Consider the following 26,378-nt stretch of genomic DNA (forward strand, 5'->3'; position numbering starts at 1 on the left):
GGCGCGGGCGGGACCGGGGGAACGTGTCCCGCCCGCGCCGAGGTGCACGAGCCGTGGGTACGGGGGGAACCCCGGCTCTGTGCGACGGCCGATGACCAGTCGGCTCACTCAGTACTGCGCGGGTACGGCCGAAAACGTTACTGGCGGGGCCAAGAAATTTTCGCGGACCGTAAAACCGCAGGTCAGAGCGCGCTGTACGTCGGGGTCGGCGTCGGCGACGGGGTCCGCGCCGGCAGCTGCTGCCTCGGCAGGAGGGGCGGGAAGGGCGTGAGAGGGGACGGCGTGACGGTGGGGCGGCCTGGGGCTATGTGATGGCCGTCGCCGTCACCGCCCTGGTCTCCCTGGTCGCCGCCCTTGCCGTTCTTGTTGCCCTGGTCGCCCTGGTCGCCCTTGCTCTTGCCCTTGTCGTCCTTGTCGTCGCCGCTGCGGGCCGTGCCGTCGGTGCCGGCGAGGACGTTCTGGCAGTACTTCCAGACTCGGCCCGTACCGGAGCCGCCGGCCGCGCCCTCCAGGGCCCGCTTGCGGTCGCCCGTGAGCCGCTTGCCGTCGCGCACGTCGCGGCAGGCCGACGTGGCCCCCAGCCACCAGCCGCCGCCGGTCGCCTGCCCGTCCTCGGTGCCGGAGCCGGGCTTGGCCGACTTGCCGCCGCCGGCCGAGCCGTGCGGGGTCGTCGGGACGGTGGAAGGGGAACTGGAGCCCTCGGGTTCGGGATCGCCCAGGGCGCTGTTCGGCGAGGGCGACACCAGCGGGCGGTCCGGGCTCACACCGGCCGAGACCGAGGCGGCGGGGCCGGGATCGTCGTGACGGAACGGCGTCGGGAGCACTCCGGTCGTCGTCGCGAACGCGACTCCGCCGACCATGCCGGCCGCCAGCACGGCCGTCAGCCCGAAGCGGGCGGGCCGGGCCCAGCGGGAGCGCCGGGAATCCGGGACCGGGCCGCCGATGCGGACGAGCCCGGCATCGGAGGTCCGAGGGCGGGCGCGGTGGCTGCCGGCGGGGTCCTGCCCGGCGTGCGCACCGGACCGGGCCGCGCGGAAGGCGGCCAGCGCGGCGGCCTCGCCGGGGAGTTCGGCGCTGCTCAGCGAGGGCTCGACGACCAGCCCTTCAAGGGTCTTCGCGAGCCGTTCGGCCTGGTCACGGGAGGCGGCCTCGACAGCTTCGAGTGACTCTCCGCGCAGCAAAAGCTCCGCTGTTTCGCGGTCCAGCCACCTGCTGTGCTCGTCGGCCATCACATGTCCTTCTGCGTCCGCGCAACGCTTTGCGTCACACTCGCGGACGTCACCGCGCGGCCGCGCGGTTCTCTCTGGGGCGGCAGCCCGTCCAGGCCGCCGGTCGATTCCGGATCCGCGCCGAGCAGTTCCGCGAGCCGCTTCAGACCGCGGTGCGCCGCCGTACGTACGGCACCCGGGCGCTTGCCGAGGGTCTCGGCGGCGGTCTTGGCGTCGAGGCCCACGACGACGCGCAGCACGACGGCCTCGGCCTGGTCCTGCGGCAGCCGGGCGATCAGGGAGAGTGTGTGGTCGGTGGCCAGGGACTCGATGGCCTCACCGGCGGTGTCGGACTCGGCGGGCCTGCCGGTCAGTTCCGTCTCGTCGCCGCCGATCGCGGGGCGGCGGCCGCGCATACGTATGTGATCGAGCGCACGGTTGCGGGCTATCCGGGCGGCCCAGCCGCGGAAGCGGTCCGCGTCGCCGCTGAACCGGTCGAGATCACGGGCGATCTGCAGCCAGGCCTCGGACGCGACGTCCTCGGCGTCCGGGTCGCCGACCAGTGTCCGGACATATCCGAGCAGGCGTGGGTGCACCGCCCGGTACACAGTCCGGAACGCGGTCTCGTTCCCGTCCTGTGCCGCAAGCACCGCGGCGGTCAGCTCCGCGTCGTCCCCCAGCACCCGATGGATCCTCGTTAGATGGTTGCGGCTGCAAGGCCGCCGATCATTGCGATGGTCATGCGTCTGCGATGGTCGTACGTCTGCGATCGCCGTTCGTCTTCCCGCGCCCGGCGCGAAAGGCACGTTACGACCTGAAACCGCTGCTCGTCCACGTCCGTACAACCTCTACCCACCCTACGACGGGGCAGGCTGTACCCGGGGTGTGACAGAAACCGCACTCACGGCGCTGTAGGAAGTACGGGCCGCCGCGCGGCCCGACCGCGCGACGGCCGGGGCCTCTCCTGTGGGGGGTGGCGGCCCCGGCCGTTGCTTCGGTTTCGGGGCTTCCCGGACATCGGCCTTCGGCCCCCTTCGCCCCGACGCTGACCGTGGTGGGCTGTGTTGTGACCCGGTGAGTGGTGCCCACGTTCGCGGAGACCTCCACGAGGTTCTCCCCCGCGTCCAGGTCGTCGGTGACCTCTCAGTGACGCCAGTCGTGGATGCGGAACTTTTCGGGGAGGTTGATATTCCGTGGACGGGTTCTCGACGATGCGGATGTTCCGGGGTCACACGCCGTCGGCGCGGATCATCCGCCGTACCAGGTCCACCCAGGTGGCCTGGAGGCGTGCCACGGGGACTTCGCACCCGACGTGCAGGTAGTCCGTCGTCTCGAAGGTCGCGAAGGCGAGCAGGGCGTGGGCGAGCATGTCGTGGTCGCCGTCAACTCCTGCCTCTCGTAGGAGAGTTGATACGTGCTGGTGGAAGGCGCGGCCGGTGTCGGAGGCGTGGCGACGTTCGTGCAGCACCTGGCGCCCGAGCGCGGCACCCAGGTCCGCGTCGGCGGCGATGCGCTCGATCAGGGCACCGCCGAACGCCTCCAGCCGCTCCCTCGGGGGTGCGCCCGGACCCAGCGGCGGGGCACCTTCGGTGTACGCCTGATGGAACGCGGCCTCGGCCTCGCCGAGGAGGGCGAGCAGGAGTCCGTCGCGGTCGCCGAACCGGCGGAAGAGCGTGCCCTTGCCGACTCCGGCGGCCTCCGCGACCTCCCGCATCGTCACGTGCTCGGCCCCGTGCTCGGCCACCAGCCGGGCGGCCGCCTCCAGCAGCCGGGCGCGGTTGCGGGCGGCATCGGCCCGCTCGGCGGCGGTGCCGTCCGGAGCGTCCATCACGGTGTTCCTGTCACTTGTGCCGAGGGGGTGGCCGGTGCGCAGGTCGAGGCGGGAGGCGTGCAGCCGGCACTCGACGGTGAAGCCGTCCACTTCCCCCGGTTCACAGGGGTGCGTCGGGCGGCGGGCTACGGCGTCCGGCCCGGAGAGGCACGTGTGAGGGGGCTGATCGCCGAGGCCGGCGACGCGGCGCCGGGCCGTGACCCGGCCTCGGTCCGAAGCGGCCTCGGCGGATGGGCCCAAGCCTCGTCAGGGGGTGAGCTGCTGGTGCCCTATGACCGAGAGCAGTTCCAGCTTGCTGTGGCTTTCCGTGCCGGGGCGGGTGGTCAGCACCACCAGGGTCTGGGCACGGTTCTCGGTGAACAGGACCTGGCCGTCGACATCGATGCGGCCGAGTTCGGGATGGAGGATGGTCTTGCCCTCGTCGTAGCGCTGGGCGACCTCCTGGAGTTCCCACAGGCGGACGAACTCGGGGCTGTGTTCCTGGAGTTCGGCGAGGATCCGGGTGGCCCGGGGGATGTCGCTGCCGGCGGTCAGCGCGACCCGCAGACGGGCTGCCTGGGCACGGCCGTGGCGTTCGTGGTCCTCCTCGGGATACACCAGGCGCTCGGCGGGGTCCATGAACCAGCGGTAGTAGGCGCTGCGGGCCAGGCCGCTGTGCCGGGTCTGGTCGCCGAGCAGGGCGATGGCCAGCGCGTTCATCGCGAGGGTGTCGGCCATGTCGGTCAGCACCAGGGCCGGGGAGTCGTCCAGCCGGTCCAGCACCCGCATCAGCGTCGGGCTGACGTGCTCGGAGCGGTGGAAACGGGCCGGGGCGTTGTGGCCGATGAGGACGAAGAGGTGGTCGCGCTCGTCCAGGGTCAGCCGCAGCGCCCGGGCGAGAGCGGTGGTGATCTGGACGGAGGGCTGCGGGGCGCGCTGCTGTTCCAGGCGGGCGTAGTAGTCGGTGGACATGCCGGCGAGCTGGGCGACCTCCTCGCGGCGCAGACCCTGGGTACGCCTGCGCTCCCCCTCGACCAGCCCGACATCACGCGGGCGCAGTGCCTCACGCCGGTGGCGCAGGAATTCCGCCAGTTCCTTCTTGTCCATGCCCACCATCCTCACCGCTCGCCGCCCGGCTATCCAGAGACCGCCGATCCATGGATGAACCGTCTCTCCCACCCGCGCGAAGACGCTCATACGGTCGACGCCAGCATCTCCCGACCGAACGGAAGAGCAGATGACCGTTTTCAGCGATCACAGCATCGAGCTTTCGCACCTGCCTTTTCACTATCGCGAGGCGGGTAGTCCTGATGCGCCGCCAGTCGTTCTTCTGCATGGCCTCATGTACGACGCGCGGGACTGGGACGAGATCGCGAGTTTCCTCGCCGAGCGCTACCACGTCCTGGCCCTCACTCAGCGCGGCCACGGCGAAAGCACATGGCCCGGCGAGTACTCCTTCGAGCTGGGGTGCGGCGATCTCGAAGCCTTCACCGATGCGCTTTCCCTGGACCGGTTCACGCTGATCGGCCACTCGATGGGCGCACGGGTCGGGTGCGTCTTCGCGGAGAAATGGCCCGAGCGGATCGAGCGGATGGTCTGGGAGGACACCGCTCCCATCGACGTGGACTTTCCCGAGGGTTCCGAGGAAGTGCCGGGGGCGGCGCGTTTCGATTTCTCCGCGGCCACCTCACTGGTGCACCAGATCCACAACCCCGATCCGTCCTGGTGGAACAACCTTCCCAAGATCACCGCTCCGACGCTCGTCATCGGCGGCGGGTCGACCAGCTACACCCCCCAGGAGGGGCTGGCCGAGGCCGCTCGCCTCCTCCCTGACGGCCGACTGGAGACGATCGAGGGCGCCGGGCACCTGGTCCACCGGACGCGCCCACAGGAATACAAGGAAATCCTGCGTAAGTTCCTTATCGATAACGGAAATTCATGACTACGAACCACATAGCACTCGACGTCGGGGATACCCGGATCACCGGCATCGAGGCATCAGGCCGTCCCGGGATGCCGTTGCTGGTCTGCCTTCCCGGAGGCGGTTACAACGCGTCGTACTTCGACGTGCTCGGGTATTCGCTGGTGGACGCCGCGCGGTGCGAGGGCTTTCCGGTGGTGTCGCTCGACCGTCCGGGCTATGGCGGCAGCACCGCGCTGAAGGGGGAGATCTCGTTCCGCCGCAATGCTCAGGTGCTGCAAGGGGCCATCGCCGAACTCTGGCACCGTCACCTCTCGAACGCACCAGGGATCGTCCTCGTCGGACACTCGGTAGGTGGTGCGGTCGCGCTGCATCTGGCAGCCGGCGATCGCACCTGGCCGCTCCTCGGTGTCTCCGTCACCGGAATCCACGACGAATCGCAGCGGTCGAACGAAGCGTTGAAGTCCGCGCCGCCGGCCAGCTCGATGGAGTTCAGCCGTGAGCACCTCCTGCGGTTCATGTACGGACCTGAGGACACGTACGACCCGAGTGTGCTCGACCTCGCGAAGCACGCCGAGTCCCCCGTTCCCCTGGCTGAGCTGGTGGAGGTGGCGGGCCAGTGGTGCACGGATTTCGCATGGATCGCCGCGAAGATCGAGGTACCCGTCCACTACGGACTGGCCGAGCACGAAGGCTTCTGGCACAGCAGCGACGAATCGGTCGCCGCCTTCGGGAACGCTTTCACCGCCGCGCCCTCGGTAACCGCTCGGCGCATCCTGGGCGGTGGCCACAACATCGATCACCACTATGTCGGCGCGGCCTTCCACAAGGAGCAGCTCGACTTCGCGAAGGGGCTGGTCTCCCCCGCTCAGTAGTTCAGTGGTTCAGAACATGGTGTTGTCGTTCGCGGACGTCTCCGGGATGTCCTGGATGACGTCCCAGTGCTCGACGATCCTGCCGTTCTCGAACCGGAAGATGTCCATCACCGCGGCGCCGCGGTCGGCCGAGTCGTAGGTCCTCTTGTAGTGCACCGCCACCAGGTCCTTCTCGCCGAACACGCGCTTGAAGTCGAACTTCAGCTCCGGGGACAGGGTCGTCCGCCACGTCACGTACGCGACGAACGGCCCCGTTCCGTCGGCGGACAGCGGGTTGTGCTGGATGAACTGCGCGCCCACGTACCGGTCCGCGGCCTCCTGGGGCTGCTTCTTGTTGAAGGCCAGGTCCAGGAAGGCGACGGCGACACGCTTGTTGTGCTGCACCTGGCTCTCCGGCCGGTGGCTCCTGTCATCGGATTCCGGATGGGCGGAAGCAGTACCCGCGGCGGCGAATGCGGCCACGGCAGACGCGCCGAGAGTCGCGGCGACGGCGGAGCGGCGAGAAATGGGGTTCTTCATGGTCATCTCCCGAGGTAAGGACAGAACTGTTCGTGCAAGGCGGGGCTGAGGCGGCGCCGCCTCACCGGGCCTACGTGACCGGCAGGAAGGGCGGGGCGGCGCCTGCCGTCACCGTGGGAGGGCCGCAGCAGGCGACCTGAGGCCGTAGCAGGCGGCCCTGGCGGTCACTTGACCTGTATGACCCGCTTGGAAATGCGCCAGCCGTCGGCCGTGCGGCGCAGCTCGTCGGCGTAGACGGCGCTGACGACGGTGCCGCCGACGAGGCCCAGAGCCTTGGACCGGACCCGGGCCTCGTCGCCGGGCCCCTCCGACACGACGACGTTCGTCGTGTGATGAGCGCTCGCGTGCCCGTCGGCACTCAGGACGGAAGTGATCGCCTCCAGCCCGACGACCGGGGCGAAGCCGAAGACGCTTCCGTCCCATTCCGCGTCTTCGGTGAGGACCTCGCCGAGACGGCCCAGCTCGCGGTCGTCCATGAGGTGGCCCCACAGGGCGAGCACCCGGGCTATCTGGACGGTGTCTTCAGGGGTGGGTCGCATGCCGGATCCTTCGCTCACACGCCGCTGAGGATGGCGAGGACGTTGTCGTAGGAGCCGTTGGCCTCCGCGTCCCGCACGAACCGGGCACGCTCCACGACGAGCTCCTTCGCGTCGGGCTTGTCGCGCAGGATCCCGAGGGTCTCGTCGAGGAACTCGTCCAGCGGCATGGAGTTCTCGTCGTCCTGCTGGCCCAGCAGGGTCGTCCGCACGCCCGGCGGGGCCACCTCGATCACCTGGACGCCGGCGCCGGCCTGCGCGAGCTGCACGCGCAGGCTCTCGGAGAAGGAGTGCAGCGCGGCCTTGGTCGCGTTGTAGGTCGGGGTGATCGGCAGCGGTACGAACGCCAGCGCCGAGGTGACGTTCACGACGGCCGCGTCGGACTTGCCCACCAGCAGCGGCAGGAAGGCGTACGTCACCCGGATCGTGCCGAGCAGATTGACCGTGACATGGTCCTCGGCGACCGGGAGCGAGGCCGGGTCGAGGAGGTTCTCCTTCAGCATGATGCCTGCGTTGTTGACCAGGACGTTCAGCTCGGGGTAGCTCGCCGCCACGGTCTCACGGACCCGGGCGATCGAGTCGGGGTCCGTGACGTCGAGGACGAGCGCATCGATGCCCGGGTGCTCGGCCGTGATCTCGTCGAGCAGCTCCTTGCGCCGGCCGGCGACGATCACCTTGTTGCCGGCCTCGTGCAGACGCAGGGCCAGGCCGAGCCCGATACCCGAGGTACCGCCGGTGATCAGGATCGTGTTGCCGGTCATCTTCATGGGGATCTCTCTCCTTCGCTACGGCGGGCCGGTGAGCGCCCGCAGCCTCGACCGTAGGAGCGCCGGCGAAGGCGCGGGAGAGGAAGGTTTATCCATGGATCAGTGGTCCCTGCGTGGTGGGGACAGTCCTGGACGTGCTCACGCCCAGCAGTCAGCGATCGCCACCGCACGCGGCTGCTTCACCTGACGACTGCCGCCGGCCACCCCCTGCGCGCCTGGCTCGAAGACTGGCCGCCCTTGGTGTCAGCTGCCGTAGAGGGTGGTCAGGTCGACCAGGAGGAGATCGTCACGACGGTCGGCCAGGTCGACCAGGTCGGGGTGGAAGCCGTGCAGGGCGTACAGGGCCAGGGTGGTGGCAGCGGTGTCGTACCCCTGATCCGCGAGCAGGGCACGGATACGTTCCAGGCGCTCCAGGTCACCGGTCCCACGGCGGGCGGCCGTCGCCTTGGCCTCGCCCAGCAGCGCGATCCTTGCGCGAGGGGCCTGCGGGCGCTCGCCGGCCAGAAACACCCAGACGAGGGCCTTCGCGGCTTGATCGGGCCAGGGGTGGCGGCCCCGGCCGTTGCTTCGGTCACGTCCAGGCGTCGTGGATTACGTACCGAACGCCGGGACGGGCAGGGTGAGTTGAGGCCTGGAGAGTCGGCGGCTCTCGGCCAGTTGCTCCTGAGGCTCTTGGTCAGTTGCTCTTGCCGGTGGCCTTGTCGGCCTTCTGCCCATTGCCGGACCCGCCGGCCGAGCCGCCCGAGCCATTCGAGTTGCCGGAGTTGCTCGGATTCTCCGTTTTGCCGGCCTTGCCGGCCGCCTTGTCGCCGTTGCCCGGATTTCCGGTGGCGGTCGCCTGAGCCAGCTGCTGGGCGCAGTACGCGGCGACGTTCTTCTCGCCGCCCGCGGCCGCGATCAGCCGCTGCCAGGCCGTCGCGTCCATCGCCTTGCCGCGGCCCTTGACGTTGTCGTATGCCCGGCAGTGGGCCTCGGTGTCCTTCGCCGTGTCCGGGCGTTCCCGCGTGCCGGAGGCGCCGGACGTGCCGGAGGCGGACGGTCCGGCGGCCTTGTCGGAGGCTCCGGCCGAGGGGTGTGCCTGCCCGTTCTTGTGGCCGTCGTGCGAGGAACCCACCGCGCCGATCGCCGCGACCGCGACGCCGCCCAGGGTGAGGCTCGCCAGGGCCATCGTCAGGGTGGCCTTCAGCGAGCGGCGCGTGCGGCGCTGCTCGCGCGGCCGCCAGTCGTCCCGCCGCCGGGTCCGCGCCCCGTGCACCCCGGCGTCCCGGGCGGCCCGGAACGCGGCCACCGCCCGCCGCTCGCCCTCGGCGTCGAGCGCGTCCTCGCGCATGGCGGCGGCGAGCAGGAGCTCCAGCACCGGACCGGCCGACCCGACCTCGGCGCCCGCCACCGAACCGTCGGGGTGCACGCGCCGACGGCCGCGGGGGCTGCCGTGGCTCTGCCGTTCACCCATGTCCGTATCCATCCCTGTCCGACGGCCGGCCGTCGTGGCCGTTTCTGCCGTCCTTGACGTTCATGCCGCCGTTGTCGTTCATTTCGACTCCCCCAGCGTCCGGGGATCCTCATTCGTCACACCTGCGGTGCCGAGCCGCCGTGCCAGGCCCTTCAGTCCGCGGTGCGCCGCGGTGCGCACCGCGCCCGGGCGCTTGCCGAGGACTCGGGCCGCGGCGGGGCCGTCGAGACCGACGACGACGCGCAGCAGCACGGCCTCGGCCTGGTCGCGCGGCAGGCTGCGGACCAGTTCCAGGGCGCGCTCGGTGGAGAGCGCCTCCAGGGCCAGGTCGTGGGTGCTGTGCGGGCCGGGCAGTTCCAGCACGTCCTGTTCCAGTGCCGAGGACCGGGGCCGTACCTTCTGCCGCCGCAGATGGTCCAGGGCACGGTGCCGGGCGATGGTCGCGGTCCAGCCGCGGAAGCCGGCCCCGTCGCCCTTGAACCGCCTGATGTCCCGGGAGATCTCCAGCCAGGCGTCCGAGGCCACGTCCTCGGCGTCGGCGCCGACGATCCCGCGGAGATAGCCGAGCAGGCCGGGCTGCACGAGCCGGTACGCGACCGCGAAGGCGGCCTCGTCGCCCTCCTGGGCCCGCGCGACGGCCGCCCCCAGCTCCCCGTCGTACGCCTGCCCGCGGCGGGGTTCCCGTCCCTGGCCCAACACTGTCCTCGTTCGTGCGAATGCGAAGCGGACTCTGCCGAGCCCGCACTGCGCGACACGTCCGGCCGTGTGCACGCCCCCACGATCTTCAGCGTCCGCAGTCACAGAAGTGTCACAGCGCATCGGATTTCACGGGTGTGCGGGGCGTGCCACGCCCTCGGCCGACCGACCGTCAGGCCGCGGTCCTCCGCGCCCGCCCGTGCAGCATCAGATAGAAGGTCTGCAGGGACTCCTCGGGACCGCCCGCCTCGAACCGGTTGTGGACTTTGCCCACGGGGTTCCAGACCCGCCCGTCCGGCATCCGTACGCCGACCGGCTGGCCGAAGTAGGCGCGCTGGTCGGCGTCGAAGTCCACCCACACCGCCCCCGCGCGGCGCACGAGCACCTCACCGACGTACGCACCGAGCCCGAACAGCGTCTCCCGCGGCCGCTCCCGGTCGGCCCCGCCCTTGCGCAACCCGTCGACCAGAAAGTCGACCACCCGCAGGCTGGCCACGGAGTAGTCCAACGGCAGCCGGTTGCGTGCGGTGACACGCGCGACAAATGCCGCCGCCCACGACCGCATCTCACCCGCGCACGGAATACGTTCGTCCACTGTGCTCATGGGACCCCACCCCTTCGCTCGGCCGGCGGGGGCCCTTCAACTCCCCCGGCTGACCAGCGGATGCGGCGCCAGGAACATCACGGGGCGCAGACGTGTCGATCAACACATGGGAAAATCACAGGGGTTGTACAACCTTTTCGAGGGCCGCGATGTCGTGCGGCGACCGCGGATCGATTTCGTAGTGGGTGCCGAACTGGCTGCTGAAGCCGACCACCCGCACCGTCTGCCCCAGCCTCAGGCTGGAGACGTCGATCCCCGTCTGCACATTGACGAAGACCTGCACGGGGCCCGAACCGTCGTCGACAGACAGCTTGTACCCATAGGGGAGGTCACTCGTCGGCCCTTGAGTGATCCTGCCGACGACCTTGACGAGCCGCCCCTCGGTGGCCTCTGAGACCGCGGCGGTGCCGACCCGCTCCGGTTTCACCGCCCGGCCCTTGTGACCGAGTTCGACATCGGAAGGATCGGCCGGCACCAGGGTCAGCAGTCCGGAGCTGTCCCGGAGCGTGCCGGTGATGTGTGCGCGCTGACGCGGGTACGCATGCACGTCGCTCTGCAGGCTGACGTAGATGCCGGCGGTCTTGTCCTGGAGTCCGAATCCCTTGTCGCCGAAGCTGGATTCGAAGGCTCCGGAGGGAGTCGTCACCGAGCCCGCCACGGTGACCACGGTCCCGACCGGCAGGCTGCGGGCGTCGGCGATCGAGATCGTCTTCACTTGTGGCACAGCGAACGCCGAACCGGTCCCCAGCGCGGGCGCCAGTATCAGGGCGAGCAGAGGCGCGAAGAGCAGCGTGAGAAGCCGACGGGTCAGGCGCATGAATGCACTGTCCTTTCCGAAAACTGACAATAGGCGTCGAACGGTCTTTTCGGACCTGCCGCCGTCCTTCGCAACCGTGTCCAACGGACTTCGTCCTCGTTCTTAGGAACACACTTCCTAGAAGTACAATCCTAAGAGTCAGGAAAGACAGGCGAGGTTCCCATGGCCCATCCCGGACACCGCAGCCTGCCCAAACCATCCGACATGTTCGCCCGTGACTGGGAGTGGAGCGAGCTGACGGCCTTCGCGACCGCGGAGGGTGCCGGACCGCGACTCGCCGTTGTGTCGGGGCGACGGCGCCAGGGCAAGACCTTTGGACGATGCACTGGAGCTGCTGTTCAACCTGGCCGCCGAACGGCCGACGACCATCGTCATCGATGAATTCCCGTACCTGGCCAGGTCGTCTCCTGCCCTCCCGTCACTGCTCCAGCGGGCCGTCGGCGTCCGCCGTGATGCCGCCCACCACAGCCGGCATCCTCGCGTTCTGCTCTGCGGCAGCGCCATGTCCTTCATGGGCGGCCTCCTCTCCGGCACTTCCCCTCTCTACGGCAGGGCCTCGCTCAACTTGGTGGTGTACTCGCCCGACTTCCGCCAGGCCGCGGAATTCTGGGGCATCGACGATCCGCGGCTTGCCGCTCTCGTTCACGCGGTCGTGGGCGGAACTCCGGCCTACCGGCGCGAGTTCGTAGGCGACGACACCCCCGCCGATTTCGATGACTTCGACGACTGGATCGGTCGCACCGTGCTCAACCGAATGCGACCGATCCACAGCGAGGCCGACTTCCTCCTCGCCTCCGAGCCGGACCTGCGCGACCGCTCCCTCTACCACTCGGTCCTGGCCGCCGTCGCCGACGGCAACAACACCAGCGGAGGCATCGCAAGCGCGGTCGGCCGCAAGGCCACCGACATCTCCCACCCGCTCACGGTGCTACGGAAATGCGGGCTACTCACCGTCGAGCCCGATGCGTTCCGGGGCAATCGCACCGCCTACCGCATCGCCGAACCGCTGATCGCCTTCCACCACGCGGTGGTTCGCCCTCAGGCCGCCTTCCTCGCTCGCCCAGGTGGCGCGGCCAAGGTCTGGGAGCGCGGACAGCACACATTCCTCAGCAAGGTGGTCGGCCCGCACTTCGAGCGGCTGTGCCGGGAGTGGGTCTCCTGGCATGCAGATCCGGAGACCTTCGGAGGGCTACCGATCGACGTCACCACCGGAACGGTCCCCGACCCCGCCGCCCACACCTCCCACGAAGTCGACGTCGTCGTACGCGGGGCGGTCGGCCAGGACCAGGGAATCCTGCTGTCGATCGGCGAAGCCAAGTGGAACAAGGTCATGGACGTACGCCACCTCGAACGGCTCCGCCGCATCCTCGACCTGCTGACCGCCCGCGACGAGGTGATCCTCGTCGACCTGCAGCGGCTGTACGGCGGGGCCTGAGTCCGTGACCGCACCGTTGCCCATCCACGCCGGTCCGGAGGCGTCGACCACCATGGACCAGCGTGTCCATGCTTGGCGAGCAATGCGCGGGCGGGCCCGCTCAGAAGTTGTAGCAGGCGTAGTCGCCGTCGGGGCCCCGGGCAATCCGGTCCGAGCCCCAGCAGTGCAGCATCGGCCCGATGCGGTAGACGGCGGCGCCGCCGACCAGCAGCACGGCTGCGGCGAGCACGGCGGTCACGATCCGCATCACCTTCATCCGCCGTACGATCCACCATGCGCGGGCGACGGCCGGCACTCCCAGGATCAGGGCGATGGCCGAGACCGGCGCGTTGTTGTGCTGGAGCCCGGGGAAGGCATCTGGATCCACGGCCTTCCGGACGGCGGCGTAGGCGAAGAAGAGCAGCACCAGCCCGAGGAGCAGCAGCCCGACGGAGCCCGCTCCGCGCCCGACGGCCCGGCCCCGGCTCGGCGTCGTGTCGGCGTCCGGCGCCGCAGCGGCGTCCGCGCGTACGAGGTGCCGACCGAAGATCGCCCGCAGCCGGTCCGCATCCTCCGGGTTGCTCAGGCCGCGCTTGGGCAGGACGCCGACGCCGACGGCGGACTTGTCGGCGCTGAGCAGCACGAACAGCTCCGGGGTCTCGGCATAGCGCGGGTAGAGGTGCCAGTCGTGGGTGACCGAGCTGTGGGCGGTGGTGAGGCAGATCCCCGTGTCGCCGACGACGGCGCGGAAGTCGCCCTGCCGCTCGCTGAGCCGGTGGAACTGGCGGGCCTGCAGCCGCGGCACGACGGTCATGAAGGCGGCGGAGGCCATCAGCGCCACGTACAGGTACCACGGTGTGTCACGTCGGCCGTCACCGTGTGTCGACAGAAGGACTCCGACGGCCGTGACCACCAGCGCGAAGATCAGTAGCCGGCGCCGGAAACGGCCCGCTCTGGTGATCTTCGCCCGGGTGCGGATCGCTGCCGCGAGGTCGTCGACGGTGAGCCGGTAGCCCAGCTCCACCGATCTCTCCGCGACGGCGTCCGTCGCTTCCCGGTCCTCGGCCATGTCCCCTCCCCGGTTCGGTGATCAACCGGATCGTAGCGTCGGGGAGTGACGGGACGTGCTCGGGGTCAGGAGCCAGGAGCGGAGGGCTCGTTCGCCGACAGCACCTCGTTCGGCCTCGGGGAACAACGGAACGGCCGTTGGCGCCAAGGGACGATCTTGTGCTCTCGGCCGACCAGCAGATCCGGCACCGTCAACGACTCCGACTCGCATCGGGTGCGACTCTCTCGCGCTGGATGCGAGTCAGCGGCACGGCGGTCCTCGTGACTGCGCCCTGGTCGCCTCTCGCAGAACTCCCAATCGCTCGCCCATGCTGGGCGCACCATGACGATCGCCCCCAGGAACCCTGGGGGCGATCGCTGTTCACATGTGCCTGCGGATCAGTTACCGATCAGTCGGTGCGGTCAGGCCACTACCTTCGGGTCGTCACTCGGGAAGCCCTCGGGCAGGCCCGGCACGTCGATGGTCCGCCGGTACACGCCGGCCAGGAACTCCACGGCACCGACCGGGAACTCCGACCAGTCGCCGTTGGCTCCACGCACCACCACGGGCCAGGAGTCCGGGTCGGGTGAGCTCATCCTCCAGTAGAGGTAGTCCCCCTCATTGGACTCCGCCCAACGCAATAGACCACCGGGCCGCGGATAGGGGACGTAGTCCTCGGTGTCGCCCATCTCGTACAGATCCTGGAGGATCTCGGCCGACTCCCTGGCCCCGGACGCCCACGACGTCTCGACCCCGGGCCGCGGAACGGACACGAAGAGGAAGTCGTCGACGACCAGTGCCGGATACGCCTCCGCCAGGGACCGGTAGTCGGACGGCAGCGCCGTACCCAGGTCCGCTTCGAGGGCAGTCCAGTCCACGCTACGCCCCGCCGGCACACGCCACTGCGTCATCGACGGAAGCGCGGCCTCCAGCTCTTCGACCCTCAGCATGTCGTCTGCCAATCCATGCTGTTCTGAACCACGACGTTGGTGAACAATGGCCCGTCCTCGGTGTAGGCGGACATGGTGATGCTGTCCGGTATTCCCGTGGAGTGACTGTAGTTGAGCTTCCCTGTGTACTGGACCCACTTTCCGGCCGCGAGCTGCTTCTCCATCTTGGTCTCGCAACGCCGCATACCACTGGTGTTCTGGCGCCCGAACCCGGTGAAGAGGTTCTCCGAGACCCAGTCGCCGCCCATCTTGTCCCCGAGGATGTGCGAGCGGTGGAAAATGGGGTCTCCGTTCAGGTCCTTGTTCTGCGCCGGGTCCGGGAAGCCGTAGACGTCCACCTTGCTACTGGTGGACCTCTTCGCCCCCTTGGGCTTGTAGTCGCTGGGGCAGATCAGCGCGGTCGCCCCCTGGGAACGGCCCTCCCCGTCCAGCGGCTGGTACTGGAATCGGGATGACTTGGGCTCGCTGTCACACCGCTGCTTGTTGTTCGAGTCGCCGGGCAGGGGACCAGGACGCGACCGGGGAGCCGGCTCCGGTTCGGGCTCCGGTTCGTCGTCGCTGTTGAAGAGGTCCTGGATGCTCGACGTGATCGAGTCGAAGGCGGAGTTGAGGGAGTCCGACACGTCCTTGTCGGTCGCGGCCGCGTACGCCACCACCGCGACGACCACGACGACCGCGGCGGCGCCTTCGATCGCATCGTCGATGCCGAAGAAGTGGCCGTCCATTTCGACGTTGCTCACCGGGTTGCCGCCACCGAAGGCGTAGCGGTTTCCGGTGAACGGGTCGGCACCGAGGCCCATGTCGGCCAGCGCGCCGGTGTACATGTCCCGGGTGGTGAAGCGGTTGAGGCCCGGGCTGTAGTCGCGGAAGCCCATGTCGTACGTGCCGGACTGGGCGTCCCAGCGCTTGCCGTTGTAGCGGTAGGGGTTGTAGTCCTCCTTGGTGGGGTTCTGGGCGTCGGGCTTGTCGATGCCGGTGAACTCCGAGGTGTCGTCGCTGCCGTAGGCGGTGTAGCCGTAAGTGGCCTTGGTGTCGCCGTTCTTGTCGGTCAGCGTCTCGACGTCGGTGTGGTTGTTGTAGCCGTAGTAGGTGTCCTCGGTCGTCCCGTCGGTGTTCTGCTTGACCTGGGACAGGCGCTCGCCCCACGGGCTGTACTGGAAGGACTTGGACAGCTGGCCGGCGACCTTCTCGTCCAGGACCTCGCCGGAGAGGCCCAGGTACTCGTAGTCCGTGGTCTTGCCGTCGGCGGTCTTGGACAGGGTGCGATCGAGCGGGTCGAAGGTGTACTTCGTCGACTTCATCGCGCCGGTCCCGTCCATCTTCTGGGACTCGACGACATGGTCGAAGCCGTCGTACACGCTGCGCCCGACGACCGTGCCGTTGCTGGTGACCGACTCCTGGCGGCCGAACGGGTCGTAGTTGTACTGGAACGCCGTACCCGCGACGGACGCGCTCTGCAGCCGGTTGCGGTCATAGGTGAAGGCCGTGGACGTGCCCTCGACCGTCTGGCTGACGACGTTGGAGTTGTCGTCGTGGACGTACGTGTCGGTCGACGCGCCGTTGCCGGTCTTGACCGACTGCTTGAGCCGGTCGACCGGGTCGTAGGTGTCGTTGGTGGTGGAGTCGAGGTACGCCGAGTGGTTGTCGGCGTTCATCTTCCTCGCGACGTCCTGCGTCTGGTTGCCGTTGGCGTCGTAGGTGTAGATGTGCGAGGCCACCAGGGTGCCGTCGGCCTTCTTCTCCGCGGTGGTCTTGAGCACACCGTCGAGGAAGTAGGTGTTGTCGACCGTGTTGCCGTTGTTCTTGGTCTCCCGCAGGACCTGCCCTCGGTCGGTGTAGGTGTACGACGTGACCTTGGGAGACGTGTCCGTGGGCGACTTGCCGACCGAGATCGTGTCGGTCAGATCACGCGCGTCGTAGGTGTACCTGGAGAACTGGTCGGGGTGGGTGACCGTCTCCGGCTGGCTGTTGGCGTCGTAGGTGTAGGAGGTGGACTTCTTCTCCTGGCCCGCCAGCGCCTCGGTGACCTTCTGGATCTGGTCCAGGCCGGTGTAGGCGATGGTGTAGGCATCGATCTGCGCACCGGGGGAGGTGTCGTCGATCGACGTCAGGTTGCCGTTGACGTCGTAGGCGTAGGCGAAGGAGTGCTTCTCGTTGTCCGTGTCGGCCGAGTTGTCGCGGACGAGCTTGACGCCGTCGGCGACGACCGCGCCTGCGCTGTTCTGGAACAGCTGGAGCTTGGCCGCGTTGCCCTGGGTGAGGGTGAACGAGCCGAGGCTGACCCAGGTGCCCGGGGCCGTGTTCTGGTCCCGGATCACGTCCGTGGTCGTGCCGTCGGACTTGGTGACCGTGTACTTCGCGGTCGTCGCAGCGCCGCTGACCTGGGGGTACTTCACATAGGCCGTGTAGGTGCCGTCCTTGGGGATGTTCAGCGTCCAGGTGAACGAGTCCGTCCCGGTGCCGGCGGCGTGCACCTGGTGGTCGTAGCCCTGCTGGCCGGGGAGGCTCGCATGGGTCCAGGTGCCGGTGGAGCTGGTGTTCTGGGTGTCGGAGTTGTCGACGAGCGGGACCGCGCTGCCGACCGGCACACCGTCGTCCGTCTTCGACTTCAGCTTGCCGTCCGGGTAGAACGACCAGCTCATCGTGCGGTTGGAGGAGCCTCCCGCCGAGGTGAGGGTCCGGGCGGTCTGCCGGCCCAGCTCGTTGTAGTCGTAGGTGGTGACGATGTCCCACGGATCCGTCGACGACTTGGTCCAGCCGTTGTCGAAGTACGAGTACGTGGTGTCACTGCGGACCGTCTGGCCCTCGGACGGCGGCATCGAGGTCTTGGAGACCCGGCCCACCGCGTCGTAGGACGTCTCCGTGTAGACGTTCGGGTCGTTGTAGCGGCCGTCCGCCGGGTCGTACGGCTGGAACTGCTTCACCGGGCGGTTCAGCGCGTCGTACTCGGTACGGGAGGTGAAGTCGTCGGCGGTCGCCGTCTCCGCACCGCGCGGAGTGATCACCTTCGTGGTGTTGCCGACCTGGTCGTACTCGTACTTCGTCGACCGTGTCGTGGTGCCCTCGTGCGGGATCTTGACCTCGGTCTGCTTGCCCCGCTCGTCGTAGGTGATCAGGGTCTGGTTGTTCTCGGCGTCCTTGCTGGCGACGACGAGCGAGTCCTTGTCATAGGTGCGCGAGCTGGACTTGCCCAGCGCGTCGGTGACCGTTACGGCCCGGTGGTCCAGGTCGTAGGCGGTCTTGCTGGTGTAGTCGGTGGTGTCGGCGGTCGCGTTCTTCTTCGGGTCGACGACCGTGACGAGGTTGCCGACGTCGTCGTACTCGTAGGAGATCTTGTCTCCGCCGGAGTTGACCACCGAGGTGAGCTGGTAGATCTCGTCGTAGTTGTGGTGGGTGACGTAGTCGGTGGTGTCCGTCGTCGTCGCCGTGCCCTTGGGCTCGGTCGTCGACTTCAGGTTGCCGACCTTGTCGTACGTGTAGTCGGTCCTGCGCTCCGGGCCGGTCGGGGTGTCCGTGGGGTCCGTCGACGAGACCATCTGGTCCCCGGAGTCGTACGCCGCCGTCATCACCGCACCGTTGGGAGCGGTGGAGGTGGTGACGTTGTCGTTGGCGTCGTACGCCGGCGCGGGGGTCGTGATCAGGACACCGGCCGCCTGGTCCTTGGGCACCGTCTTGACCAGCGGACGCCCGTACGTGTCGTACGTCTGCGTGGTCTTCTTGCCCAGCGCATCGGTGACCTGGGTGACCTGGCCGCGCTCGTCGTAGGCGTAAGTGGTCGCCTTGTTCAGCGCGTCCGTGATGGTGTCCGGGTAGCCGACCGGCGCGAAATCGCTGTACGTCGTCGGGTTGCCGTCGGCGTCCGTCGCCTTGGTCAGCTCGCCGTAGGAGTCGTAGTCGTACGACGTGGTGTAGTCACCCGCCGTGGTCGTCGCGACGCCCTTGGGGTCGGTGACCGTCTTCAGGTTGCCGAAGCTGTCGTAGCCGAACTGCCAGGCGCGGCCCTCCGGAGAGGTCTTACGGAAGAGGTCGGCCGAGAAGCCGTCCGCGCGGGTCTGGTACTCGTACTTCGACGCGTTGACCGGCCACTTGGTGGTGTCCGAGACGCAGGTGGTCGTCTGGTCGGGCACGCCCGACTTGTTGTTCTCCGCGTCGCGCTTCCAGAGCGGGTAGCCCGTCTTCTGGTCGTAGCAGTACGCGGTCTTGGCGCCGTTGTCCTCCTCCAGGTACGTGACGTTGTTGTCCGCGTCCCACGACATCTTCGACGTCTGGGACTTGGCATTCGTCGTCTGGACCGGGCGGCCGAAGTCGTCCGTCACGTACTTCGTGGCGTGCGTCTCGGCATCCGTGACCGTGGTGTCGGTGAACTTGGTGTTCGCGGTGTCGGCCGCGTAGGCGAAGCCGGTGTCACCGTTGAGACGGTCCGTGATCGTCTTCGTCCACCAGTGGTACTTCGGATCGTCACCGGTCTGCGGCGCGTAGTACGCCAGTTTGGTGTCGTGGCCGCGCGGGTCGGTGGCCGTCACCAGCTTGACGTTCTTGTTGCCCTGGGTGGCGTCGTAGGTGAACTTGAAGACCTTCGGCTGGGACGAGCCGTCGCCGTCGGTGAACCGACCGAGCAGGCCCTTGGTCGTGTAGAAGAAGGAGATCTTGCGGCCCGAGATGTCGGTGACCGACTTCAGGTGGTCGTAGATCTTGGAGTTGGTCAGATTGGTGCCGGTGACCTTGGCGCCCGTGTCGTCGATGTAGTCGTACGACGCGTCGCCCTTCTTGTAGTAGTCGACCGTGAGGGACTGACGGCCCGCAGGGTCGGTGATGTACTGCAGGAACTTGGTCGGCTTGTTGTTGGACTTGCGTTCCTCGTACGTGTACGTCTGCGTGTTGCCGTTCTTGTCGACGGCCGACGTCAGATAGCCGTCGCAGCCGAAGTAGAACCGCGTGCCGTCCGGCCGCAGCAGCGTCCACGCGTCCGGCACCGGGTCCTTGTCCGGGGTGCAGTCCAGGCCCGTCTTCATCGTGATGCGGTAGTGGACGCCCGCAGGGGCCTTCCAACTCCCGTCCGCCTGCTTGGTGAAGACGTGCGTGGTGCCGTCGCCGTCCGGGAGACGGATCTCCGTCGGGTTCGGGTTCGGGTGGAAGTCCAGCGGTGCGCCGAGGCGGACGGGCCCGGCGAGCTGAGCGGACCAGCCCGCGCCCGAGACGGTGTCGCTCGTGTCCAGCGAGTTGTACGAGAAGCGCGCGAAGGTCGTTATACCCCGGCCCGGGTTCGTGAACGCGTTGTACGACCACACCGTGTTGCCGGAGGCGAGGTTGTTCATCACGGTCGAGCCGGCGCCCGTGTTCTTCCCGGTGTACGAGTAGAACTTCTCCAGGCCCAGCGAGTCCGAGGTCGGGTCCTCGACCGCCACGTTCTGCTTGAGCGGAGGGATCGACGTGTTCGTCACCGACAGCCAGCTGCCGTCGGAGACCTTCTTGACGTCCCAGCCCAGCACGTAGTCCGTGCGCTTGCTGCCCGAGTCGGAATTGATCGGCGTGGCGACCTGCGCCTGGATCGTCGCCGACTGGCCGGGGTTGAGCGCCGGGATCGCCGTCGACAGCTGGTTGCCGCCGGTCGTCACGTCCGTGCCGTCCGGGAGCTTCCAGGTGTACGAGAGGACCCGCTCACCGCTCGCCCACGCGGAGCTCGTGGTGTTGGTGACCGTGAAGTTCACCGTGTAGGTGGAGTTGGGGGTCATGCGGGCCGGGGTCTGCGGCGCGTAGTACGTGTCGTCGGTGGTGGAGTCGACGTAGATCACGCGCAGCAGCGGGCCGAGCTGCGGGTCGGCGGCCTCCGACGCGAGGAACAGGGTGCGTTCCTGCGGGCCGGTGGTCGTCTCGTCCTTCAGCTTGACCAGGGCGCCGTGGTTGGAGGTCGGCGTCTTGATCCAGCCCTGGGTCAGCGAGGTCGCGTCCCACCAGTGGCGGCCCACCTCCGAGACCGAGGCGACGGTGTCCGACACCGTGCCGGAGTAGTCGCCGCCCGCCGTCGTCCAGGCCGTGCCGGTCGCGGCGTTGTTCCAGGTGGCCTGTGTCTCGTTGAAGTCCTTGTTCAGGCCGTGGAGTTCGTAGATCGCACCGTTGGTGCCGGTGGTCGTCTCCGCGCCCCACATGAACAGGCGCGACTCCAGCACGGTGGCCGTGGTCGGGATGCTCGACGTGGTGAACTTCAGGGCGGCGCGGGCCTTGCCGTAGGTGGTGGAGTTGTTGCCGACCTCCAGCCATTTCTGGCCGACGCCGAAGGAGGAGATGGTGTCCTCGTTCGTGGTCGGCTGGCCGGAGGACAGGGTGGTGTCCGTGACGCCGGAGGTGCCCTGGATCAGGCGCATGGTGCGGCCGGCCTTCGGGACGCCGACGATGCGGGTCGGGGAGCCGAGGAGCTGGCCATTCTTGGTCTTCACCGCGAGCTGGTAGTAGTACGACCGGCCGATCTCCACCGAGGAGGAGTCGGGTGTCGGGGTCGCGGTGGTGTCCGTGTACGCCGTCGCCGACTTGTCGATCGGGGCCACCAGGGTCGCCGCGGACGGCGTGAACACCTGCTGCGTGGAGCGGTGCAGCTGGTACTCGGCGATGTCGTAGCCGGAGTCGCCGGTGGTGTTCGTGTACGCCGGCCAGCTCAGCTCCGGGCCGGTGGAGTGCACCACGGTCGGCGAGTCGAGGGCGGTGCCGACCTTGCCGTACGTGACCGTGAGGCGGGGGATCGTCGCCGTCTCGCCGCCGTAGTCGCCGTCACCGGACTCGTAGCGGGGGCCGCCGGTCGGGGCGGTGGACGACTCGTCCGTGGCCTTGAGGACGAAGCCGTTGTTCGTCGACGTGCCGTCGAGCCACTGCTGGACGGTGTCCGTGACCGGGAACTTGTGCCACTGGTTGTACTCGCCGACGTTCTTGACGATCGACGCCGGGTTCACCCAGCGCACCGCGTCCGCGACGACCGCGGTGGACGCGGAGGCGGGGCCGTCGCCGAGGACGACCTTGCCGGTCGTGCCCGCGGAGAAGTTGATCTGCGAGCCGCCGTTCAGGGACGACCACACGCCGCCCGTGCCCGACTGCTGGTTCACCGTGTACGTCGTGGTGCCGTCCTTGCCGGTCACCGTGTACGGGGCGTTGGTCGCCCGGTCGCTGCCCGCGACGTAGTGCGCGTCGACGCGGTAGGAGGCGGTCTCCGGGAGCTTCGGCTGCCAGGTGTACGTGTCACCGGCGACCGAGTCCTTGTTGGAGCGGTAGTCGGAGCCGATGCCGGACGAGGAGCTGGTGGAGGGCCAGCTGCCGACGGACGCCGTGGTGCCCGAGTCCCCGTCGTCCACCTGGACGGTGGTGCCGGACAGCTCGCCGACCAGGGAGCTGGTGTTGGACCAGGTCGCCGTCGACTCGTCCCAGGCGCCGGTCGCCCGGTAGGCGCCGATGGTGACATCGTTGGCGTTGGTGGTGTGCGCCTGGTCGAAGTACATCTCCAGGCGCGCGGAGTCGATCTTCGTGCCCGAGGGGATCTCGCTCAGCGGGAACTTGATCAGTGAGCGGGCGGTGCCCGTGTCGGTCTTGCCCGCCGACAGCTTCCAGGTCGTGTTGAAGTTCGTCGACGCCTGGTCCGAGAGGACCATCGTGTCCTGGGAGTCGGTCGGCGAGGGCGCGATGGTGATCGTCGGGTCGATGACGACCGGGTACTGGCGCTCCTTGGCCGCCAGCCACTTGGTGTCCGGGGTGACCGTCAGCTTCCAGGACCTGCCGTCCCGGGTGAGCTTCTGGGTGACCCTGGTGCTGTAGGTCTTCCCGAAGACCGACCTGTCGGCCTTCTTCGCGTCCGTCATGTACGGCGCGGGGATGACAAGTTCGGGCGTGTGCGGCAGTTCGCCGTACAGCGCGATCGAGCCGTCCCGCCGGGCCTTCGGGGTGAGACCGTGCGTGTCCAGCGTGAAGGTGAACTTCAGCGGGGCGGCGGGGCGTTCGGAGAGGGTGATGTTCTCCTTCACCCGGCCGGGGCCGACGGCGTACTGCAGGTCGGCGCCCTGTGTCGCATCCTTGTACGTGACGGTGGAGCCCTTGGCCGTCGGCTTCAGGTCGCGGCTCGCACCGTCGAGGCCGAGGCTGACGGAGCGGCCGTCGGGCGACTGGAAGCGGACCAGCCGGTCACTGCCCCCGCCGAACCAACTGCGGCCGTTGTTCGTGGTGTTGGCGAACTCGTAGCCCTTGGTCCTCGACTTCCGGACCGAGGTGTCGATGGGCTTCCAGGACCTGGTCCCGGCGTCCCGGTACGAGGTCGGCAGCGCGGACAGCTCCGCCTGCACCTGGCCGTCCGACAACTGCCAGAAGCGGGCACTCGCCGTGCGCCTGCTCTTCAACTCCTTGACCCGGTGGGCCTTGGGCGCCTTCTTGCCCCTCGGCAGTTTCTGCCGGTCGGCCACGTCCAGCTCGTCGTGGGACGGCGGCTTGTCGAGCTTCGGGCCGTCGTCGTCGGAGAACCAGCCCTTGACCGTGTCGACGATTCCCTTGCCGCCACCTCCCCCGGAATCCGAGGCGGCATAGGCCATCTGCGGCAATGCAGTTGTCACTACCGCAGACACGACAAGGCAGGAGATTGCTCTCCCGTATCGGACTTTCACGTCCAATGCCCTTTCGTAGGCGGCGCCCCCGGAATGCGGGCACGCCGAACTTCCGGACGGGGGTCCCGGCCGGATTCTTTGAAGTTGCTTTGTGGCGGCCCGAGTTGTAATCAGGCAACCGGATCGGTGTCAACAGCAGGCAGTAATCGGACAGTTGATGGTTCGTCCGTTTCCTCCGCCCGCTGGCCTGTGCGTCTTCTGTGCGCTATAAACCCGGCTTCGTAATGCCTCTCAATGCCTCCGAGCCGAAAGCCGAAGCCGATGCCATCGACCGAAAAGGAATCCACCGCGGGCCTGGACCGGCGTGGGCTGGGCATCGCCGCGGCCGTGGTCGCGGCCTGCGGCGGGCTCGTCCTGTACGGCGTCCTGAACACACCGGACGCACCGAAGAAGCCGGACGTCCCGACGGCCGCCGTCACCTACGAGGTGACCGGCGAGGGCAAGGCGGACATCAGCTACGAGTCGGGCGGCAAACAGGCCTCGGTCGCCCGTGCGGCACAGCTGCCGTGGCGGAGGACGGTGCGCGTGCCCCTCGGCCACGCGCCCCTCGTCGCCATCACGCTCGGCGAGAAGGGCGGCCGGGCCGGCTGCTCCCTCGCCGTCGACGGCAGGCATGTACAGGCCGCCTCCGCCTACGGGCGGTACGGGCGCGCCACCTGCCAGAGCGAGCCGGCCTCGCCCGAGGCTGCGGCGACGGCGACGGCGACCGCCGAGTGACGTTTGGCCAGAGCAGAACGCTGTGTGTAAGTGCCACCTGCTGTGACAGGTGTGGCAGTCATGGTCTTTTTCTAGGGGTGGGGTAGTTGAGTCCTCGCGGTACGCGTGCGTACAGACCGCTGAGCATGAAGAGACGGGCGTGGCTGACGATCGGGGCGGTGGTCCTGGGCGGCGGTGGCGTGGTGACGTACGCGGTCGCCAGTCCGTCCTCCGGCCACGGGACCGAGGGACAGGCCAAGCGGCCGGTGAGGGTCTGGGACCTGGCGCTGCAGAGCGCCGGGAGCGGCAAGCGGGAGCTGCCGCGCACGGAGACCAAGCAGTTCTCGATGCTGGGCGTCTCCTGGACGGGCGCCACCAAGCGGCTGCACGGGACGGCCCAGGTGCGCACCCGCGACGCCGGGACCGGCAAGTGGACCGACTGGCAGAACCTTGAGGCGAACGTCGACCCGCTTCAGGACCCGGAGGCCGGCGCCGACGCGCGCGGTGCGTCCGAGCCGCTGTGGGTCGGCCCCTCCGACGGTGTCCAGGTCCAGGTCGTCCACAAGGACGGCTCCACGAGCTCCGGTCTGCCCAAGGGGCTGGAGGTCAACCTGGTCGACCCCGGGGTGGCGACCGCCGCGGAGCAGAAGCAGGCCGAGCCGGCCGCGTTCGTGGCGGACGTGACCCCCAGCGACAGCGCGTCGCCGACCGACTCCGTGACGCCCACCGACTCGGTGACGCCCAGCGACTCCGCGTCCCCGAGCGACAGCGCCACGGCCTCGCCCACGGACAGCACCTCGGCGTCCCCGAGCGACTCGGCGTCCGCTTCGGCCTCGCCCTCGACGTCGAGCAGCACGTCCCCGAGCCCGACGGCCACCACGCCCACCGCGCCGCCGTCGACCGTGCCCGAGCCGCCGATCGTCTCGCGCGCCGGCTGGGGCGCCGACGAGTCGCTGAGCCCCGACCCGTCGGACTACAACGCCGATGTGAAGGCCGTCTTCGTGCACCACACGGACGGCACGAACGACTACTCCTGCGCGGACTCGGCGTCGATCGTGCGGGGCATCTACGCGTACCACACGCAGACCAACGGCTGGAACGACATCGGCTACAACTTCCTGGTCGACAAGTGCGGCACGATCTTCGAGGGCCGCAAGGGCGGCGTCGACCTGCCGGTGCTCGGCGCCCACACTTACGGCTGGAACCGCGAGTCGGCGGGCATCGCGGTGCTCGGTGACTACACCACCACCGGCGCCACCGACGCGGCCCTGGAGTCGGTCGCGCGCATAGCCGCCTGGAAGCTCGGCCAGTACAACGCCGACCCCGCCACCACCGTGCAGCTCAAGGCGGGCGCGACCCAGACGAACTACTTCGGCACCAGCTTCACCGCCGGCAGCTCGTACACCTTCAACCGGGTCTCCGGCCACCGCGACGGCTACAACACCCAGTGCCCGGGCAGCTCGCTCTACGCCCAGCTGCCCACCGTCCGCGCCTGGGCGTCGGGCCCGGTGCAGGGCCTGAAGCTGACCTCGCTGTCCGGTGCGGGCCTGTCCGGCTCGACGTACTACACCAAGGGCGCCGTCACGGCGAAGTGGTCGACGACCACGCCGGGTTCGCTGATCTCCAAGTTCGAGCTGCTGGTGGACGGCAAGGTCGCCGCCACCGCCTCGGGCACGTCCACCTCGGTCGGCACGACCCTCGCCGCGGGCACCCACACCGTCGCCGTACGGGCCGTGCACCAGTCCGGCAAGACCACGACGACCGCCGCCGTGAACGTCGTCGCGGAGACGACCGCACCGACCTTCACCACCGCCCCGAAGCTCTCCCTGCGCACCGGCACGGTCAACACCACCGCCGTCCCGGTCACCCTCGGCTGGAAGGCGGCCGACAACGCCGCCCTGAAGTCGGTGAGCCTGCTGACCCCGACGACGGCCACCTTCGGCCCGACCACCACCAGCTCCAGCCGCACCGCGGGCTCCGGCACGGCGAGCACCTGGTCGATGAAGGCGTACGACTACGCGGGCAACACCGGTACGTCGTCCGCGTCCTTCACCCCGGTGATCCTGCAGGAGACCTCGGCCACCAAGTCCGGCAGCTGGACGGCCCGTTCGTCCACCAGCTACCTGGGCGGGAAGTCGTACTCCAGCGGCTCGAAGGGCGCGAGCCTGACGTGGACCTTCACGGGCCGGTCCGCCTCCTGGGTGGTGTCCCGGGCGTCCACCTCCGGCCAGGCGTACGTCTACGTCGACGGCGTCAAGGTCACGACGGTCGACCTGATGTCGTCAACGACCCAGTACCGCCAGGCGATCTGGACGAAGACCTGGTCCAGCAGCGCCAAGCACACCGTGAAGATCGTGGTGGTCGGCACCAGCGGCCGCCCGACGGTCACGACGGACGGCCTCGTCTACATCAAGTAGGTCGACATCAAGTAGCC

19 protein-coding genes and 1 pseudogene are annotated in these 26,378 nt (G+C 68.8%); 5 read left to right on the plus strand and 15 right to left on the minus strand.

Features of this window, described 5'->3' with window-relative positions; all coding sequences use genetic code 11:
• Nucleotides 1-182: 182 nt before the first annotated feature.
• The 4 genes from P2Q00_RS26450 to P2Q00_RS26465 all read right to left on the minus strand — a co-directional run bounded on the left by P2Q00_RS26450 (nucleotide 183) and on the right by P2Q00_RS26465 (nucleotide 4,125).
• Nucleotides 183-1,229 carry a hypothetical protein gene (locus tag P2Q00_RS26450; RefSeq protein ID WP_275775270.1) on the minus strand — a complete coding sequence of 349 codons (1,047 nt, stop codon included), beginning with the start codon at nucleotides 1,227-1,229 and terminating at the stop codon, nucleotides 183-185.
• Nucleotides 1,229-1,891: an RNA polymerase sigma factor gene (locus P2Q00_RS26455; protein ID WP_275775271.1), complete on the minus strand. Its 663-nt coding sequence runs from the start codon at nucleotides 1,889-1,891 to the stop codon at nucleotides 1,229-1,231. The genes P2Q00_RS26450 and P2Q00_RS26455 overlap by 1 nt, the downstream gene beginning before the upstream one ends.
• Before the next feature lie 545 nt (nucleotides 1,892-2,436).
• Nucleotides 2,437-3,036 (minus strand): TetR/AcrR family transcriptional regulator, encoded by a 600-nt coding sequence (locus P2Q00_RS26460; protein WP_275775683.1) that lies wholly within the window; start codon nucleotides 3,034-3,036, stop codon nucleotides 2,437-2,439.
• Nucleotides 3,037-3,285: 249 nt separating this feature from the next.
• Nucleotides 3,286-4,125: a helix-turn-helix transcriptional regulator gene (locus P2Q00_RS26465; protein ID WP_275775272.1), complete on the minus strand. Its 840-nt coding sequence runs from the start codon at nucleotides 4,123-4,125 to the stop codon at nucleotides 3,286-3,288.
• Nucleotides 4,126-4,255: 130 nt separating this feature from the next.
• On the opposite strand from P2Q00_RS26465, the gene P2Q00_RS26470 reads away from it, so the two are divergent.
• Nucleotides 4,256-4,960 (plus strand): alpha/beta fold hydrolase, encoded by a 705-nt coding sequence (locus tag P2Q00_RS26470; RefSeq protein WP_275775273.1) that lies wholly within the window; start codon nucleotides 4,256-4,258, stop codon nucleotides 4,958-4,960.
• Nucleotides 4,957-5,814, plus strand: a complete 858-nt coding sequence (locus tag P2Q00_RS26475; protein ID WP_275775275.1) for an alpha/beta hydrolase — start codon at nucleotides 4,957-4,959, stop codon at nucleotides 5,812-5,814. The genes P2Q00_RS26470 and P2Q00_RS26475 overlap by 4 nt, the downstream gene beginning before the upstream one ends.
• A gap of 9 nt (nucleotides 5,815-5,823) precedes the next feature.
• Here the strand turns inward: P2Q00_RS26475 and P2Q00_RS26480 are convergent, their stop codons facing one another.
• The 8 genes and pseudogenes from P2Q00_RS26480 to P2Q00_RS26515 form a co-directional block, all read right to left on the minus strand.
• On the minus strand, nucleotides 5,824-6,333 hold the full coding sequence (locus P2Q00_RS26480) for a nuclear transport factor 2 family protein (RefSeq protein WP_275775276.1): 510 nt from the start codon (nucleotides 6,331-6,333) through the stop codon (nucleotides 5,824-5,826).
• Nucleotides 6,334-6,497: 164 nt separating this feature from the next.
• Nucleotides 6,498-6,872: a nuclear transport factor 2 family protein gene (locus P2Q00_RS26485; RefSeq protein ID WP_275775278.1), complete on the minus strand. Its 375-nt coding sequence runs from the start codon at nucleotides 6,870-6,872 to the stop codon at nucleotides 6,498-6,500.
• A 14-nt stretch (nucleotides 6,873-6,886) separates the two neighbouring features.
• Nucleotides 6,887-7,636 (minus strand): SDR family oxidoreductase, encoded by a 750-nt coding sequence (locus P2Q00_RS26490; RefSeq protein WP_275775280.1) that lies wholly within the window; start codon nucleotides 7,634-7,636, stop codon nucleotides 6,887-6,889.
• A gap of 243 nt (nucleotides 7,637-7,879) precedes the next feature.
• Nucleotides 7,880-8,137: pseudogene (locus P2Q00_RS26495) on the minus strand (ATP-binding protein); the annotation flags it as partial.
• 175 nt (nucleotides 8,138-8,312) lie between these two features.
• Entirely contained in the window at nucleotides 8,313-9,089 is a 777-nt protein-coding gene (locus P2Q00_RS26500) for a hypothetical protein (protein WP_275775281.1), read from the minus strand.
• Between the two features lie 78 nt (nucleotides 9,090-9,167).
• A complete protein-coding gene (locus tag P2Q00_RS26505; RefSeq protein WP_275775282.1) occupies nucleotides 9,168-9,785 on the minus strand; it encodes an RNA polymerase sigma factor in 618 nt (205 codons plus the stop codon).
• Nucleotides 9,786-9,957: 172 nt separating this feature from the next.
• Nucleotides 9,958-10,389 (minus strand): hypothetical protein, encoded by a 432-nt coding sequence (locus P2Q00_RS26510; protein ID WP_275775284.1) that lies wholly within the window; start codon nucleotides 10,387-10,389, stop codon nucleotides 9,958-9,960.
• A 115-nt stretch (nucleotides 10,390-10,504) separates the two neighbouring features.
• Nucleotides 10,505-11,206 carry a hypothetical protein gene (locus P2Q00_RS26515; protein ID WP_275775286.1) on the minus strand — a complete coding sequence of 234 codons (702 nt, stop codon included), beginning with the start codon at nucleotides 11,204-11,206 and terminating at the stop codon, nucleotides 10,505-10,507.
• Between the two features lie 313 nt (nucleotides 11,207-11,519).
• Here P2Q00_RS26515 and P2Q00_RS26520 point away from each other — a divergent pair, with 313 nt between their 5' ends.
• Nucleotides 11,520-12,641 (plus strand): AAA family ATPase, encoded by a 1,122-nt coding sequence (locus P2Q00_RS26520; RefSeq protein ID WP_275775288.1) that lies wholly within the window; start codon nucleotides 11,520-11,522, stop codon nucleotides 12,639-12,641.
• A gap of 100 nt (nucleotides 12,642-12,741) precedes the next feature.
• Here P2Q00_RS26520 and P2Q00_RS26525 read toward each other — a convergent pair whose 3' ends face one another.
• The 3 genes from P2Q00_RS26525 to P2Q00_RS26535 form a co-directional block, all read right to left on the minus strand.
• Nucleotides 12,742-13,689, minus strand: a complete 948-nt coding sequence (locus tag P2Q00_RS26525) for a YcxB family protein (RefSeq protein ID WP_275775289.1) — start codon at nucleotides 13,687-13,689, stop codon at nucleotides 12,742-12,744.
• A gap of 401 nt (nucleotides 13,690-14,090) precedes the next feature.
• Nucleotides 14,091-14,618 (minus strand): SMI1/KNR4 family protein, encoded by a 528-nt coding sequence (locus tag P2Q00_RS26530; RefSeq protein ID WP_275775291.1) that lies wholly within the window; start codon nucleotides 14,616-14,618, stop codon nucleotides 14,091-14,093.
• Entirely contained in the window at nucleotides 14,612-23,176 is an 8,565-nt protein-coding gene (locus tag P2Q00_RS26535; RefSeq protein WP_275775293.1) for a golvesin C-terminal-like domain-containing protein, read from the minus strand. The genes P2Q00_RS26530 and P2Q00_RS26535 overlap by 7 nt, the downstream gene beginning before the upstream one ends.
• Before the next feature lie 333 nt (nucleotides 23,177-23,509).
• On the opposite strand from P2Q00_RS26535, the gene P2Q00_RS26540 reads away from it, so the two are divergent.
• Both P2Q00_RS26540 and P2Q00_RS26545 read left to right on the plus strand, forming a co-directional pair.
• Nucleotides 23,510-23,965, plus strand: coding sequence for a hypothetical protein (locus P2Q00_RS26540; RefSeq protein ID WP_275775294.1), 456 nt, complete (start codon nucleotides 23,510-23,512; stop codon nucleotides 23,963-23,965).
• Nucleotides 23,966-24,090: 125 nt separating this feature from the next.
• On the plus strand, nucleotides 24,091-26,361 hold the full coding sequence (locus tag P2Q00_RS26545) for a peptidoglycan recognition protein family protein (protein ID WP_275775295.1): 2,271 nt from the start codon (nucleotides 24,091-24,093) through the stop codon (nucleotides 26,359-26,361).
• Nucleotides 26,362-26,378 lie beyond the last annotated feature (17 nt).

Source organism: Streptomyces coacervatus, from assembly GCF_029223485.1.
Classification (GTDB): Bacteria; Actinomycetota; Actinomycetes; order Streptomycetales; family Streptomycetaceae; genus Streptomyces; species Streptomyces coacervatus.